The organism is Antrihabitans stalactiti, assembly GCF_012932915.1.
GTDB lineage: Bacteria > Actinomycetota > Actinomycetes > Mycobacteriales > Mycobacteriaceae > Antrihabitans > Antrihabitans stalactiti.
The window spans coordinates 234531-248611 of record NZ_VCQU01000001.1; the positions used below are offsets into that span (position 1 = coordinate 234531).

Genomic DNA, 14081 nt, shown 5'->3' on the forward strand with positions numbered 1-14081 from the left:
TGTCCGGATCGACAAGCGAAGGGGAACCCCATGAAAGCCATCATCGTCTGCACGTCCGTATCGCACGGGAACACGAGGCGCGTCGCCGACGTCATCGGCCGGGTACTCGATGCGCGAGTCGTCGACCCCGACGAGATCGACCCCGCAGATCTTGTCGGCTTCGACCTCGTCGGCTTCGGCTCAGGCGTCTTCAACATGGCGTTGCATCCCCGGTTGCGCGCCTTCGCCGATGCGCTGCCCCGAGAGCAACGGGGCAACGCATTCGTGTTCAACACGAGCGGATTTCCCGAACCACGATTCCGGCGCTACCTCCGCTCGTTCACCCGGCAACTCGAGACCAAGGGCTTCGACGTGCTCGACACCTTCTCGTGCCGCGGCTTCGACACCTGGTTTCCTTTGAAGGTCGTCGGGGGCATTCGGAAAGGACACCCGGATGCCGCCGACCTCGACGCAGCACGCACATTCGCTCAGAGCCTGCGCTCGCGGATCGGTGCCACTTCCTGAGTGGCTCAACCCGCTGAACGCACGCAGGCTCTGCATCGGTTGGTGGTCCGATGCAGAGCCTGTGGTTATGTAGTTGTGTTACGCCGCTTGCGGATTCGCGCGGCCGTGTGCCGCGATGGGTCTTCGCAACGGATCGATCCTGGCGGGTGGGATGAACCAGGGGTGCCGGTCTCGGCCCATCACGACCTCCCATTCACTGTGGTGGATCAGGCGGTGGTGGAACCGGCACAGCAGCACCAGGTTGTCCAGATCCGTTGGGCCGCCGTCGACCCAATGCTGAATATGGTGCGCGTCGCACCACGCCGCCGGGCGTCCGCAGCCCCGGAACGCGCACCCACCGTCGCGGGAGGCGAGAGCGCGGCGGAGTTTCCGGTTCGCCGTCCGCACACTGCGCCCCAGATTCAGCGGGGAGCCATTTTCATCCATCACGATCGGATGCACCACAGAATCGCAGGCAATTCGCCGCGCTCCTTCGATGCTCGTCGCACCCATCCACGGCATCCGCCCCACACCGGTCTTGCCGAACAAGTCGAAGAAATACGCATTGTCCGGCTCATCGGACACCGTCGCGGGTTCTTGACCAGCTAAATCATTGGCCTGGATGTGCAGATGCAGGTGTGGTCGTTCGCCACCGTCGTCGGGACTAGCGCCGGAGTCGAGGTAGCGACGCAAAATCTCGGTGAACCCGTCCGCCCGCCGCTGCGCCGCGGTCCGGTCGTCCGGACCTGCCGCATCCGACGGTCGTGGTGTCGACAACGGTGACAACGCCGCCAACAGCATTTCCCCGGTTTCGGCGTCGAAGTCCCCTTTGACCGCCATCCGCCCGTTGAGTGTGGTGGAGGCGTAGAACTCGTTGCGGTCGGTGTCCTCACTGGCCGGGGTGTCGTCGGCCTCGAACGTTTCCCGCAACCGCGAAATATGCACCCGCAACTCCCGCAGATCACCAGGTTTGGCGGCGTCGAGCAGAAACGCCCGCACCGAGTCCACCGCTTCCACCGGCATCCCGGGTGGCGGTTTTTCCAGGAACGCCACGATCAACCGCGCCGCGTCGGCGTTGATCAGCTTCGCCTGATACGCCGCGGCGATGTCGGGGTGGGCATCCAACGCGACCCCGAGTGTGAGGATCCGGTTCGACTCCCCGGGCGAGAGTGAGGTGCGGTTGGCCAACCAGGTCGCCGTCGAGGTGGCTCCGAGCCCTCCGGGGACACCGTGTTTGTCGAGTTCGGCGACCAACGCGACCCGCATCGCTTCCAACGTGTGGATTGCTCCGGACAGTTCCGGGAGCACATCCATCAACTGGGTGGTGGTGTAGCGCCACGGTTCGACTGTGTCGAGCGTGTCGATCGCTTCGAGAACCTCCCCCAACCCCATGCTCTTATTTTACGTAGCACGTATGTGCGAGTCAAGGGTTATTTGTGCAGCTAGATACGGGTATCGACCCCACTCCAACTGTGCGTGAGTTTGGCCCCTGGAGGGGTAAAACTCACGCACAGTTACGAGACTTGCCAGCCGAGTGTGCCGTCAGTGCTCAAAGCAGGGCCGGATTTCCGCAGTGAAAGCACATTCGGCCGCCCGCGCCGAGCGCATAGAAATGGCGGCAAATCCTTGCCGCCGAGCGACCATTCCTATGCGCTCGATGCGCGACGGCCGGTAGGACCCGGTGCCACGGTAGGCGGCTGTTCGCGCCGAGTGCCTCCGCGAAACAGCCGCATCCCCACCCGAAACTCGCGGCGAGTGTGCCGCCAGTGCTCAAATCAGTGCCCGATTTCGGCACTGATTGCACCTTCGATGGGGCTACGCGTCCAGCTCGGCCATGACCTCGTCGGAGATGTCGACGTTGGAGAAGACGTTCTGCACGTCGTCGCAGTCTTCGAGGGCGTCGATGAGCTTGAAGACCTTGCGTGCGCCTTCGACGTCGACGGGTACGGAAACCGATGCTTGGAAGCTGGCTTCTGCGGAGTCGTAGTCGATTCCTGCTTCTTGCAGCGCGGAGCGGACGCCTATCAGGTCAGTCGGCTCGCTCACGATTTCGAAGGAGTCGCCCAAGTCGTTGACGTCTTCGGCGCCTGCTTCGAGGACGGCATCGAGGATGTCGTCCTCGCTGAGCCCGTTCTTCTCCAGCAGCACAACGCCTTTGCGTGCGAAGAGATATGCGACCGAGCCGGGGTCGGCCATGTTTCCGCCGTTGCGGGTCATCGCCACCCGGACCTCGCCTGCCGCGCGGTTGCGGTTGTCGGTGAGGCACTCGATCAGCACGGCGACACCGTTCGGGCCGTAGCCCTCGTACATGATCGTCTGCCAGTCGGCGCCGCCGGCTTCTTCACCAGCGCCACGTTTGCGGGCGCGCTCGATGTTGTCGTTCGGGACCGACGTCTTCTTGGCCTTCTGGATCGCGTCGTACAGCGTCGGGTTACCAGCTGGATCGCCACCACCAGTTCGGGCCGCCACCTCGATGTTCTTGACCAGCTTCGCAAAGGCCTTGCCGCGACGCGCGTCGACTACAGCCTTCTTGTGCTTGGTGGTGGCCCATTTGGAGTGGCCGCTCATGCGTTACGTCCTCACAGAATCGATTCCCCGGCTGACAACTACTCCACTTTACCCGCCGAGTTTTTTCACGATGCCAGTGAACAGCTCATGCACCCGTAGATCGCCGGTCACCTCGGGGTGAAACGACGTCGCGACGACCGACCCTTGCCGTACGGCGACGATGCGTCCCGCCGCCGGACCGTGCGGCACCCGAGCCAACACCTCGACGTCGTCGCCCGCGCGCTCGACCCACGGCGCGCGGATGAACACCGCACGCATCGGACCGCCGGACACGCCAGCGAAGTCGAGGTCGGTTTCGAACGAATCGACCTGCCGTCCGAATGCGTTGCGGCGCACGGTCATATCGATGGCATTCAGATGCTCGGCGTCGGGACGCGTATCCAGGACCTCGGACGCGAGCATGATCATCCCCGCGCACGAACCGAAAGCGGGCAGCCCGTCGCGCAACTTCTTCCGCAGCGGCTCCAGCAGGTCGAACACGGTCAGCAGACGGCTGATCGTGGTCGATTCCCCGCCGGGGATGACCAAGCCATCGATGTTGTCGAATTCCGAAACCCTGCGCACACCGACCGGTCGAGCCCCACATTCGGCGAGTGCGGCGAAATGTTCGCGTACATCACCCTGCAGTGCGAGGACCCCGATAGTCGGCTGATTCACGTGGCCGAGCATACGAGAGGTCAGTGGTCTGCCAAGAATCGCCGGACCGCGTCGTTGAAAGCATCGGGCGCCTCCATATTGGCTCCATGCCCGACACCAGGCAGCACGACCAGCCGCGATCCCGTGATCGCCACGTGCAAATCCTCCGCCACTGCCAATGGCGAGCGCTGGTCGAGTTCGCCGTACAGCAGGAGCGTCGGCACCTCGATCAACGGGAGCACGTCCCGAAGGTCACAAAAAGCAAAGGCACGCAACTGCTCGCGGGTGCCCGACGCCCGCACGCCGGCCATGATCCCCATGGCTTCGTCCACCACGGAGTCCGAAACCTCCGCCGAATACACCGTCGACAAGAAATCTCTCCCCCACTCCGCAGGAGGAACTTCGAGAGCTGCCACGACAGAGTCCACCCGCGCCTGTACCTCGCCGGGCGGCAGCGAGCCGCCCCACCCCGCGTATGCGGACGCCAAGATCAGCGTCCGCGGCAACTGTGCGAAGTAGCGATAGAGCACGAGCGCGTACATCGACCCGAACGAAAGCCCGAGCACATGCGGCCGCTCCAGCCCAAGTTCCGCGATGCCACCCGCGAGCACCGTCGCATAATCTCGCAAGCCGAATCCAGCTGGCGGGTCGGAGGATTCGCCGCTGCCGAGGCAATCCCACGCGACGACGTCGTAGGAGTCCGACAGTCCTTCGAGCTGGTTGCGCATCTCCCGACCATCGCTGAACCCGCCGTGCAGCAGGACCAGAGGCTCGCCATCGCCGCATCGTCGATAGGCGAGCCGCAGTCCTTCCACCTCGACGAACGACGGCTTCATCCGCCCCATTCTGCCACTCCGAATCGGATTGACCATGTGGTAAGTTACCCAATAGTCAATTCAACGAAGGAGTGCCGATGACGCGATCATGGTGGGGTTGGGGCAACGTCGAAAACGCCGTGACCGGCGACGAACGAGCCGCCCTGACCAAGCGCATCGGCACATTGATGCCCAGTGCGGACCTGACGGTGCACGAACCTCCGGAGGTCAGCGACCTCGACCTGCCGGACCCGCGCGTCACTCCCCCGCAGGCGCTGGCGGACCTGTGCTCTGCCGATCGCACCGACCGCGCCGCCCATGCGCACGGAAAGGCGTTTCGGGATGTGGTGCGAAACCTGCTCGGTGAGGTTCGGAATCCGCCCGATCTCGTCGTCCACCCGCGAACCGAAGCCGACGTCGTCGACGTCCTCGACTGGGCCACCAAAGCAAACATCGCGGTCATCCCCTTCGGCGGCGGCTCCTCCGTCGTCGGCGGTATCGAACCGAGGTTCGATGGTCCGGCGGTCAGCCTGGACCTCGGCAAGCTCGACCAAGTACTGGAGATCGACCGAACCAGCCGCGCGGCACGCATCCAGGCCGGCGTCCTCGGTCCGGCGCTGGAAGACCAACTGCGCGAACATGATCTGACGTTGCGCCACTTCCCGCAATCGTTCGAGTTCTCTTCACTCGGCGGGTGGCTCGCCACCAGAGCCGGCGGGCATTTCGCCACGCTGTACACCCACATCGACGACCTGGTCGAGTCGATGCGTGTTGTCACGCCGTCGGGAATCAGCGAGTCGCGACGACTGCCCGGGTCCGGCGCAGGCCCGTCGCCCGACCGGATGTTCCTCGGCTCCGAGGGCACGCTCGGCGTCATCACGCAAGCGTGGATGCGGTTGCAGGACCGCCCGAAGTGGCGCGCGAACGCATCCGTTCATTTCGACGACTACGCCGCCGCAGTCAACTGCACGCGCGCAATCGCACAGTCCGGGCTGTATCCGACGAACTGCCGGCTGCTGGACCCCGTCGAAGCATTCATCAACGCTGGAACATCCTCGGCCGGTGGCGTTCTCGTCCTCGCCTTTGAATCGGCGGACCATCCGGTCGACGCCTGGCTCGCGCGAGCGCTCGAGTTGTGCCGCGATCACAGCGGAGCCGTCCAAGAGCAGACGAAAGCGTCGGAGAACTGGCGATCGTCGTTCCTGCGGATGCCCTACCAGCGGGATGCGCTGGCAACCCAGTCGATGATCGCCGAGACCTTCGAAACCGCTTGCACCTGGAATAGATTCGACGAATTGAAGGCAGCCGTCACCGCCGCAGCCAACGATGCGATGCGGACCGTAGGGGTCACCGGTGTCGTCACGTGCCGGTTCACCCACGTCTACCCGGACGGTCCGGCGCCGTATTTCGGCATCTACGCCGCCGGTCGCTGGGGCGCCACGCTGAGCCAGTGGGACGACATCAAAGTCGCGGTGTCGGAGGCGTTGGCGAACGCAGGCGGAACGATCACCCACCACCATGCGGTCGGTCGAGATCATCGGCCGTGGTACGACAGACAACGGCCCGATCCGTTCGCGGCCGCACTGCGTGCCGCCAAGTCGGCGCTCGACCCCGCAGGCATCCTCAACCCTGGAGTACTCCTATGAAAATGCAGCTCGGCGACCACGCTCCCGACGTCCACGAGTCCGCGTGGATTGCCGCGAACGCCACCGTGATCGGTCAGGTGACTCTCGGTAGTGACGTCAGCATTTGGTACAACGCCGTCCTGCGCGGCGACTGCGAGACGATCGCGATCGGGGCAGGCACGAACATCCAGGATGGCTGCGTGCTGCATTCCGACCCCGGTTTCCCGTTGACGGTCGGGTCCGGAGTGTCGGTCGGACACAACGCAATTCTGCATGGTTGCACCGTCGGCGACGACGTCCTGGTCGGTATGGGCGCGACCGTGCTCAACGGCGCATCGATCGGTGCGGGATCACTCATCGCAGCCAACGCGCTGATTCCGGAGGGCATGCAGGTGCCGCCGGGGTCGCTGGTCGCCGGAGTCCCCGGCAAGGTGCGCCGCGAACTCGGCCAGGCCGAGCTCGACCGCATCAAGCTCAACAGTGCCGTCTACCAGCACCTGAGCGCGCAGCACGTGGACGCGAAAGAGATCTGACGGCGATGGCTGGTCACGTCGGCACGAAGGGAGTTCCCCGCGCAGATCGCGAGGAACAGATTCTCGATATCGCGGGCGAGGAATTCGGTACGCGCGGCTACGGCGCCGCATCGATCGCCGAGATCGCGAAACGTGCCGACGTGTCGAAGCCGTTGATCTACAGCTACTTCGGCTCACGTGACCAGCTCCACGAAGCATGCGTGCGCCGCGCCGGTGACCCGCTTGTCGCGGCCGTCGCCGCCGCACAAATCGACGGACCCGCCCACCTCCGTGCAGCGCGAACGTTGCGGGCGATCTTCGGCGTGCTCGAACAGCGACGATACGGCTGGGCTGTTCTCTACGATCCGACGTTGCCCGGCGACGCGCCCGCCGGCGTCCTTGCCCACTCCTACCGCAAAGCCCTCAATGAAATGGGCGCCGACGGCGCGGCCGGAGTGCTGGCCGCCGCAGGCAACACCGACGCTGACGACCGCTCGTTGTTGACCCGAATCTGGTTCGGCACCGTGACCGCAGCAGTCCAATGGTGGAACGACCACCCCGACACGTCCGCCGACGACATTGCCGCCCGATGCGACCGAATCTTCGCGCTGCTGGCGCCTACTGCTCGCGCAAAGTCCGGGTAAGCCCTTCCTGCACAACGGCAGCCACGAGATGGCCCGCGTGATCGAAGATCCGCCCCTGCGTGAGCGCTCGTCCGAATGCCGCCGACGGCGACGTCTGGTCGTAGAGCAACCACTCGTCGGCGCGGAACGGTCGCAGGAACCACAGCGCGTGGTCGAGCGATGCGTTCATCGTCGGCTCGTCGGGATGAATCACCTTCGCCGAACCGAGCAGCGTCATGTCGCTCATGTAGGCGAGAGTGCAAACGTGGAAGAGCGGATTGTCCGGCAGAGCGTTCTTGTACCTGAACCACACCTGCTGCTGCGACGCCGAGCCCGGTTTGCGAACGACCTGATCGTCCGGCAGCACCCGGATATCCCAGTGTTCCCATTCCCGCAGCAACCAGATTCGCTCGGGGCTCATGGCCTCGCTGGGATCCGGCAAGTCCTCCGGACGAGGCACATCGGGCATCTGATCCTGATGCTCGATGCCCTCCTCGGCAATCTGGAACGACGCCGACATCGTGAAGATCGCTTTGCCGTCCTGAATGCCCGACACCCGTCGCGTGCAGAACGACCGGCCGTCTCGTACTCGGTCGACGAGATAGATCGTCGGCTTGACCGGATTGCCCGGCCGCAGGAAGTAGCCGTGCAGCGAATGCACCTGATAAACGGGATCGACGGTACGCACCGCAGCAACCAATGCCTGCCCGGCGACCTGCCCGCCGAACGTGCGGATCAACTGCGTCTCGGTCGAGCTGCCACGGAAGATGTCCCGCTCCAGCTGCTCGATCTCGAGCGCTTCCTCGATTGTCGCCATCTGCGCCTGTCCCCTTTCGCTGGGGCTCAGGCTATCGGCTGACCTACCAGCCGCGTTGAGCGAGCCTGTGATCGACGGGCAGTTCTTCGACGTTGATGCCGACCATGGCTTCGCCGAGGCCACGCGAGATCTTGGCGAGCACATCGGGGTCGTCGTGGAACGTCGTCGCCTTGACGATCGCGGCTGCGCGCTCGGCCGGGTTGCCTGCCTTGAAGATGCCCGATCCGACGAAGACGCCTTCGGCGCCGAGTTGCATCATCATCGCTGCGTCGGCCGGTGTGGCAATGCCGCCTGCGGTGAACAGGACGACGGGGAGCTTGCCCGCTTCGGCGACCTCACGGACCAGGTCGTACGGCGCCTGGAGTTCCTTGGCGGCGACGTAGAGCTCGTCCTCGGGCAGCGACGTCAGGCGGCGGATCTCGTCGCGAATCTTGCGCATGTGCGTGGTCGCGTTGGACACGTCACCGGTGCCTGCTTCGCCCTTGGAGCGAATCATGGCCGCGCCCTCGGTGATTCGCCGCAGCGCCTCGCCAAGGTTGGTCGCGCCGCAGACGAACGGGACGGTGAAGTTCCACTTGTCGATGTGGTTGGCGTAGTCGGCGGGAGTCAGCACCTCGGACTCGTCGATGTAATCGACACCCAGGCTCTGCAGGATCTGCGCTTCGACAAAGTGACCGATGCGGGCCTTTGCCATCACCGGGATCGACACGGCCTCGATGATGCCGTCGATCATGTCCGGGTCGCTCATCCGAGAAACGCCACCCTGTGCACGGATGTCTGCAGGAACGCGCTCGAGGGCCATCACCGCGACGGCGCCGGCGTCTTCGGCGATCTTCGCCTGGTCGGGGGTGACGACGTCCATGATGACCCCGCCTTTGAGCATCTCGGCCATTCCGCGCTTGACGCGCGCTGTACCGATGGATGTGCTGGTCTCGGGGGTACTCACGGCGAACTCCTGTGTCGAAAGTGCATGCGGATCCTCGATTCTAGGCGTCGAGCGGCCGCGCCTTCATATCCACCCGGGACAAACTGGCCTGCATCATGAGCTGAGGATGAGCGCTGCCGTCGAGGCGAGCAGCACCAGCGGCACTCCCCCGAGTCCGATCGCAGCGAAGCGAATTGCCGAGATGTGTACTCCCCGAGCCTTGCAGCGCTCACGCCACAGCAGCGTCGCCAGCGAACCCCATAACAGAATGAGCGGTCCGGCGTTGGTACCGAGCAGCACGGCGAACAGCCTGGTCGTGTCGCCGACCGGGATCGCAGGCTCGATCGCCAAGTACGCAGGCAGGTTGTTGACGACGTTGCTCGCCGCCCCGGAGACCAGTGCATTCGTGATCGGCTCCGACCCCAACGCAGCACTGAGCGCATCGGTCAGTCCGTGTTCGGCAATGGCCATCACAGACAGGAACAGCCCGACCGTGAAGATGGCCAGCCGCCACGGGATCAGCTGCCAGCCAAGTCCGGCGCGGTCACGGACTGCGAACACGGCGATCGCCACGGCCGCGGCGATCGTCGCCGCAGCCCAGGGGGCAACGCCGGCAACGACCGCGGGCACCAACGAGACACATGCAATCGCGCAGATTCGAAAGGTCCAACGGTCGGAGATTTCGACGTCTACCGGAACGTCGAACCGCCCCGACAGATCGCGGCGAAACAGCACCCACAGATAGCCGACGGTGACGACGACGGCGGCCAGTTCCGGGAGCGCCATGTGTCGAGCGAATTCCAGCGACGACAAATACTCTCGTTGTACTGCAAGCAGATTCGTCAGATTGGATACCGGCAACAGGAGACTCGCGGTATTCGCCAACCACACGACGAGCATGGCGAACGGCATCGGTCTGATACCGACGCGGTCGGCGAGCGCCAGCACGACCGGCGTCAGCAGCACGGCGGTAGTGTCCAGGCTCATGACGACGGTCGTCACGGTCGTCAGCACCGCGACCAGCAGATACAACCGCAGCACGGACCCTCTGGCGGCGCGAGCACACGCGGTCGCCGCGACGTCGAACACGCCGGCACGGTCGGCCAACTCGGCGAGGATCGTGATCGCGAGGAGGAACCCCAAAACAGGCAGACCACGGTCGACGGCGACGTTCCAGGCATCAGCTCCTGGCAGCAGCCCCGTCACCACGACGAACACCGCGCCGAGCCCTACAAAAGCCCACATCAGTCAGCCGGCACCGACCCTCGTGAGTCTTTTAGGAGTCCATAGACTCCAAAAAGACTCACGAGGGTGGGGCTAGCGAATCGAGCGGACATGCGGCTCGGCTGCCAATGCGGCAGCTGTTCGGGCCTCCGGCAGCAACGTCGCCAGCTCGTAGGGATACACGGTCTCGCCCGCCTCGTTCAGCTTGGCGATATCGTCGGCCGTGCACCACTGGTGGCCCGTGATCGAGCGCTTCTCCAACTCGGTGAAGCCGCCCGAATGTGGCTCGTACCACGGCACTTCGAGGACGAAGAACAACTCCTCGGACCTGATCAGCTCGCCGTTGAACGGAAAGACGGCAACGCGCCGCCAGATCGGACCGCGGAGGTCTTCGGCCGCGACCTTCTTGCCGGTCTCTTCGTTGATTTCCCTGACAGCGGCGTCACGCAGCGTCTCGCCTGCCTTCACTCCGCCACCGATCGTGAACCAGAACGAGACGTCCGGCACGGTCGGATCGTGACCTTGCAGCAGCAGAACGCGGCCCTGTTCGTCGATCATGACCACCCGAGCCGATGTCCGGTTGTCGTCCACGACCAGACCCGTCGCGGCGGACGGCTTCGCTCGTTCGGTGATCTCGAAGTAGGTGGGCAACGGCGCTCGACCACCGAGGTGCAGAAGCGAGACGAGCGGGCGGGTGCGCAGCGACAACGTGTCGCGGACCGCATCGTTGTGGAATCGGCGGGCAATCAGTACTCGAGCCTCGGCGTCGGCGAGTTCGGCGACCAACTGAGGCCGCAACGTCTCGATGTCGACCCTGGACAGGGCGCCCGACAGCTCGTTTTCTGCGCCCTCCCGCTGATCGCGATTAGCGCGCTCGGCGTGATCGGCGAAGCTGGTCAGCTGCTTGCTTTGCTCCGAGTGCGACGTCAGCGTCGCGAGGGCGACGGCACGAGCGACCACCGCCCGACGTGCCAGTGCGGCATCGAGTGCTTGCCACGACAGGTCGGACCGCACGTGGAGCCTGTCGAGCCGATTGGCCGTCGAGTACGCCCAGAATCCGATGGCCAGGACAACTGCTGCGACGAGGGCGACGACCAGAATCGTCAACGCCGAGAGCGTCATCAGCCTGCCGCCCGAACGCGAGCGTCGCCGACCGTGACGGTTTCGTACACCCGCAGGATCTGTTCGGCGACGACCGGCCAGTCGTAGTCCGCCACAGCGGTCGTCGCAGCGCGGACGAGAGCGGTGCGGAGCGGAGCATCGGTGAGCACGGAATCGAGTGCCGCCGCGAGTCGTTCGGAGTCACCGATCGGTACGAGGATGCCTGCGGTGCCATCGCGCAGCACGCGCCGGAATGCGTCGAGCTCGCTCGCGACGACAGGTGTGCGTGCCGCCATGGCTTCGACGAGCACGATGCCGAAACTCTCGCCGCCGAGGTTCGGAGCACAGTAGACATCCGCGCTGCGCAGTGCGGATGCCTTCTCTTCGTCGGTGACCTGACCGAGCAGCTTCAGGTGATTCGCGTGCGGGCCTGCCTCGCGCAGTAACCGTTCCTCGTCGCCGCGTCCGACCACCAACACCTCGAGGTCCGGGTGGTGGGCGACCAACGTCGGCAGTGCGCCAAGTAGGACCGCCATCCCTTTTCGCGGCTCGTCGTAGCGACCGAGGAACAAGACCGTGCCACCTTCGCGCGGGTAGCCCGGCAGAGGGCTCGCTCCTGCGAACGCGTGGACGTCGACCCCATTAGGAATCTCGACCGCGTCGGACCCCAACGCTTCGACTTGCCAGCGCCTCGCCAGTTCGGAGACCGCGATTCGGCCGCTGATCTTCTCGTGCAATGGACGCAGCACACCTTGAAATGTGCTGAGCACCAAGGATTTCGTCGTCGACGTGTGGAAGGTCGCGACGATAGGTCCTTCGGCGATGCGCAACGCCAGCATCGACAGACTGGGCGCGTTCGGCTCGTGAATATGCAGTACGTCGAAGTCGTTCTCGTTGATCCAGCGCCGGATCCGCGCGTACGACAACGGTCCGAACGACAGCCGTGCGACCGATCCGTTGTACGGAATCGCGACCGCCCGGCCAGCAGAGACCACAAAGTCCGGCAGCACGGTGTCTTCCGACGCAGGCGCGAGGACACTGACCCGGTGACCACGCTCGATGAAGACTTCGGCCAACTCGACAACATGTGCCTGGACCCCGCCAGGCACATCGAACGAGTACGGGCAGACCATGCCGATCTTCATGCGCCGTCACCCCGCATGCGGGCAAGCCGAGATTCCGACAAGTCGTCGAGCCACAACGGCTGCAGCATGTGCCAATCGGCGGGGTGCGCGGCGATATTGGCGGCGAACTGATCGGCGAGTAACTGGGTCGCCTGCTCGACGCCGCCGGACACGTCGATCGGGGTGCCCACGGAGAACCCCCATCCGCCGGGTGTGAACCAGCAATGCACGGGAAACAGCGGCGCACCGGTCTCGATCGCCAACTTCGCCGGACCGGCAGGCATGCGCGTCGGTTCGCCGAAAAACGTCACGGGCACACCACGATTGGTGAGGTCGCGCTCCCCCATCAAGCACACGACCTTGCCTTCACGCAGCCGTGTCGACAACAGTTCGAACGGCGGGGCCTCGCCACCGCTGAGCGGAACGATCTCGAATCCCAGGCTCTCGCGGTACTTGACGAACCGCCAGAACAACGACTCGGGCTTCAACCGTTCGGCGACGGTGGCGAACGTACCCCACCGCTGGACCGCGAAAACTCCTGCGAGATCCCAGTTTCCGCTGTGCGGAAGGGCCAGGATCGCGCCTCGTCCCGAATCCACGGCGGAGTCGACCTGCTCGTCGCCGGTGATCGCAGCCTGGACCGTGGCGGCAAGCTCCACCGGATCCATCGACGGCAACCGGAAGGCCTCACGCCAGTAGCGCGCATACGACCGCACACTCGCCTTGATCAGATCGTCCGGCACCTCGCTCGGCGCCACCCCGAGCACACGAGCGAGGTTGCGCCGCAACTGATCCGGACCGCCATTGCGGCGGGACGCGAAATCGGCGCCGCGATCGAACTGCTTGGCCGCGAACTTCTCGGGCAGTGCGCGCACCACTCGCCAACCGGCTGCGTAGCCGAGATCGCTGGCACGCTCGGAGAACTTCATGGCTCAGGAGTTTCGTCGGCTGCGGCGGGAACGACGATCGGAATGATTACGCGAGCGCCCGGCGAACTGCGCACCTCGAGCAGCCGCTGAAACACAGTGATCACGCTGGCAACAGCAAGCAGCCACATCGCGACATGAATCGACCATTCGAGCCAGCCGATCTTCAAGTAGCCGCCGATTCCGGTGAATCCGGCGCCGACCAGGACAATGATCAGCCGGTCCGGCCGCTCGATCAACCCACCGTCCGCGGACAGTCCGCTCGCCTCGGCACGTGCCTTTGCGTACGAGATCACCTGCGAGGTGACCAGGCAGATCAGCGTCGCTACCAGCAGTTGCTTGCTGTGCTCGTGGTAGACGACCCACCACGCCAGGCCCGCGAAGATAGCGCCGTCTGCGACGCGGTCACACGTGGCGTCGAGGACCGCCCCGTATTTCGTGCCGCCACCGCGAGCACGTGCCATCGCGCCGTCGAGCATGTCGAACATCACAAACATCCAGATCGCCATCGCACCCCAGAAGAGGTGGCCGCTGGGAAAGAGCGTGACTGCGGCGGCGATGGAGCACACGGTGCCGATGACGGTGACAGCGTCAGGCGTCAAACCGGTGCTGTTCAGCGCTTTCCCCAGCGGAGCGGTCGCCTTGGAGACCGCAGCGCGCCCAAAGAAGCTCAGCACCTATTTTTCTCCCGTTCTGTTCGCG

The 14081-nt window shown here is 64.8% G+C and carries 15 protein-coding genes; 4 read left to right on the top strand and 11 right to left on the bottom strand.

What is annotated here, in order from left to right:
* Nucleotides 1-30: 30 nt before the first annotated feature.
* Nucleotides 31-504: a flavodoxin family protein gene (locus FGL95_RS01155; RefSeq protein WP_169584345.1), complete on the top strand. Its 474-nt coding sequence runs from the start codon at nt 31-33 to the stop codon at nt 502-504.
* A 78-nt stretch (nt 505-582) separates the two neighbouring features.
* Here the strand turns inward: FGL95_RS01155 and FGL95_RS01160 are convergent, their stop codons facing one another.
* The 4 genes from FGL95_RS01160 to FGL95_RS01175 all read right to left on the bottom strand — a co-directional run bounded on the left by FGL95_RS01160 (nt 583) and on the right by FGL95_RS01175 (nt 4523).
* Nucleotides 583-1875: an HNH endonuclease signature motif containing protein gene (locus FGL95_RS01160; RefSeq protein ID WP_169584346.1), complete on the bottom strand. Its 1293-nt coding sequence runs from the start codon at nt 1873-1875 to the stop codon at nt 583-585.
* Between the two features lie 423 nt (nt 1876-2298).
* Entirely contained in the window at nt 2299-3051 is a 753-nt protein-coding gene (locus FGL95_RS01165) for a YebC/PmpR family DNA-binding transcriptional regulator (protein ID WP_169584347.1), read from the bottom strand.
* Between the two features lie 48 nt (nt 3052-3099).
* Nucleotides 3100-3708: a pyridoxal 5'-phosphate synthase glutaminase subunit PdxT gene (gene pdxT / locus FGL95_RS01170; protein WP_169584348.1), complete on the bottom strand. Its 609-nt coding sequence runs from the start codon at nt 3706-3708 to the stop codon at nt 3100-3102.
* Between the two features lie 20 nt (nt 3709-3728).
* Entirely contained in the window at nt 3729-4523 is a 795-nt protein-coding gene (locus tag FGL95_RS01175) for an alpha/beta fold hydrolase (RefSeq protein ID WP_206071373.1), read from the bottom strand.
* A 77-nt stretch (nt 4524-4600) separates the two neighbouring features.
* Here FGL95_RS01175 and FGL95_RS01180 point away from each other — a divergent pair, with 77 nt between their 5' ends.
* From FGL95_RS01180 to FGL95_RS01190, 3 genes are read left to right on the top strand one after another with little or no spacing between them, the layout of a single operon-like run.
* Nucleotides 4601-6148 carry an FAD-binding oxidoreductase gene (locus FGL95_RS01180; RefSeq protein WP_169584350.1) on the top strand — a complete coding sequence of 516 codons (1548 nt, stop codon included), beginning with the start codon at nt 4601-4603 and terminating at the stop codon, nt 6146-6148.
* Nucleotides 6145-6660 carry a gamma carbonic anhydrase family protein gene (locus FGL95_RS01185; protein ID WP_169584351.1) on the top strand — a complete coding sequence of 172 codons (516 nt, stop codon included), beginning with the start codon at nt 6145-6147 and terminating at the stop codon, nt 6658-6660. The genes FGL95_RS01180 and FGL95_RS01185 overlap by 4 nt, the downstream gene beginning before the upstream one ends.
* Before the next feature lie 5 nt (nt 6661-6665).
* Nucleotides 6666-7283, top strand: coding sequence for a TetR/AcrR family transcriptional regulator (locus FGL95_RS01190; RefSeq protein ID WP_169584352.1), 618 nt, complete (start codon nt 6666-6668; stop codon nt 7281-7283).
* Here FGL95_RS01190 and FGL95_RS01195 read toward each other — a convergent pair.
* The 7 genes from FGL95_RS01195 to pgsA form a co-directional block, all read right to left on the bottom strand.
* Complete coding sequence (locus FGL95_RS01195) at nt 7258-8079, bottom strand: acyl-CoA thioesterase (RefSeq protein WP_169584353.1); 822 nt, start codon at nt 8077-8079, stop codon at nt 7258-7260. The genes FGL95_RS01190 and FGL95_RS01195 overlap by 26 nt on opposite strands.
* Nucleotides 8080-8122: 43 nt before the next feature.
* Complete coding sequence (gene pdxS / locus FGL95_RS01200; protein WP_169584354.1) at nt 8123-9025, bottom strand: pyridoxal 5'-phosphate synthase lyase subunit PdxS; 903 nt, start codon at nt 9023-9025, stop codon at nt 8123-8125.
* 93 nt (nt 9026-9118) lie between these two features.
* Complete coding sequence (locus FGL95_RS01205; RefSeq protein WP_169584355.1) at nt 9119-10249, bottom strand: SLC13 family permease; 1131 nt, start codon at nt 10247-10249, stop codon at nt 9119-9121.
* A gap of 72 nt (nt 10250-10321) precedes the next feature.
* The gene (locus FGL95_RS01210; protein WP_169584356.1) at nt 10322-11350 is read right to left on the bottom strand and encodes an NUDIX hydrolase; all 1029 of its coding nucleotides are present in this window, start codon (nt 11348-11350) and stop codon (nt 10322-10324) included.
* Nucleotides 11350-12474, bottom strand: coding sequence for a glycosyltransferase family 4 protein (locus FGL95_RS01215; RefSeq protein WP_169584357.1), 1125 nt, complete (start codon nt 12472-12474; stop codon nt 11350-11352). Before FGL95_RS01215 ends, FGL95_RS01210 begins: the two co-directional genes overlap by 1 nt.
* The gene (locus tag FGL95_RS01220) at nt 12471-13382 is read right to left on the bottom strand and encodes a phosphatidylinositol mannoside acyltransferase (protein ID WP_169584358.1); all 912 of its coding nucleotides are present in this window, start codon (nt 13380-13382) and stop codon (nt 12471-12473) included. Before FGL95_RS01220 ends, FGL95_RS01215 begins: the two co-directional genes overlap by 4 nt.
* Nucleotides 13379-14056 carry a phosphatidylinositol phosphate synthase gene (gene pgsA, locus FGL95_RS01225; RefSeq protein WP_169584359.1) on the bottom strand — a complete coding sequence of 226 codons (678 nt, stop codon included), beginning with the start codon at nt 14054-14056 and terminating at the stop codon, nt 13379-13381. The genes FGL95_RS01220 and pgsA overlap by 4 nt, the downstream gene beginning before the upstream one ends.
* Nucleotides 14057-14081 lie beyond the last annotated feature (25 nt).

What these genes read in the sequence shown, in the direction of transcription:
- FGL95_RS01160 (WP_169584346.1), bottom strand. Translation starts at nt 1,875, where the DNA reads ATGGGGTTGGGGGAGGTTCTCGAAGCGATCGACACGCTCGACACAGTC.
- FGL95_RS01190 (WP_169584352.1), top strand. Translation starts at nt 6,666, where the DNA reads ATGGCTGGTCACGTCGGCACGAAGGGAGTTCCCCGCGCAGATCGCGAG.
- FGL95_RS01220 (WP_169584358.1), bottom strand. Translation starts at nt 13,382, where the DNA reads ATGAAGTTCTCCGAGCGTGCCAGCGATCTCGGCTACGCAGCCGGTTGG.
- FGL95_RS01215 (WP_169584357.1), bottom strand. Translation starts at nt 12,474, where the DNA reads ATGAAGATCGGCATGGTCTGCCCGTACTCGTTCGATGTGCCTGGCGGG.
- FGL95_RS01205 (WP_169584355.1), bottom strand. Translation starts at nt 10,249, where the DNA reads ATGTGGGCTTTTGTAGGGCTCGGCGCGGTGTTCGTCGTGGTGACGGGG.
- FGL95_RS01185 (WP_169584351.1), top strand. Translation starts at nt 6,145, where the DNA reads ATGAAAATGCAGCTCGGCGACCACGCTCCCGACGTCCACGAGTCCGCG.
- FGL95_RS01155 (WP_169584345.1), top strand. Translation starts at nt 31, where the DNA reads ATGAAAGCCATCATCGTCTGCACGTCCGTATCGCACGGGAACACGAGG.
- FGL95_RS01175 (WP_206071373.1), bottom strand. Translation starts at nt 4,523, where the DNA reads ATGAAGCCGTCGTTCGTCGAGGTGGAAGGACTGCGGCTCGCCTATCGA.
- FGL95_RS01195 (WP_169584353.1), bottom strand. Translation starts at nt 8,079, where the DNA reads ATGGCGACAATCGAGGAAGCGCTCGAGATCGAGCAGCTGGAGCGGGAC.
- FGL95_RS01165 (WP_169584347.1), bottom strand. Translation starts at nt 3,051, where the DNA reads ATGAGCGGCCACTCCAAATGGGCCACCACCAAGCACAAGAAGGCTGTA.
- FGL95_RS01180 (WP_169584350.1), top strand. Translation starts at nt 4,601, where the DNA reads ATGACGCGATCATGGTGGGGTTGGGGCAACGTCGAAAACGCCGTGACC.
- FGL95_RS01210 (WP_169584356.1), bottom strand. Translation starts at nt 11,350, where the DNA reads ATGACGCTCTCGGCGTTGACGATTCTGGTCGTCGCCCTCGTCGCAGCA.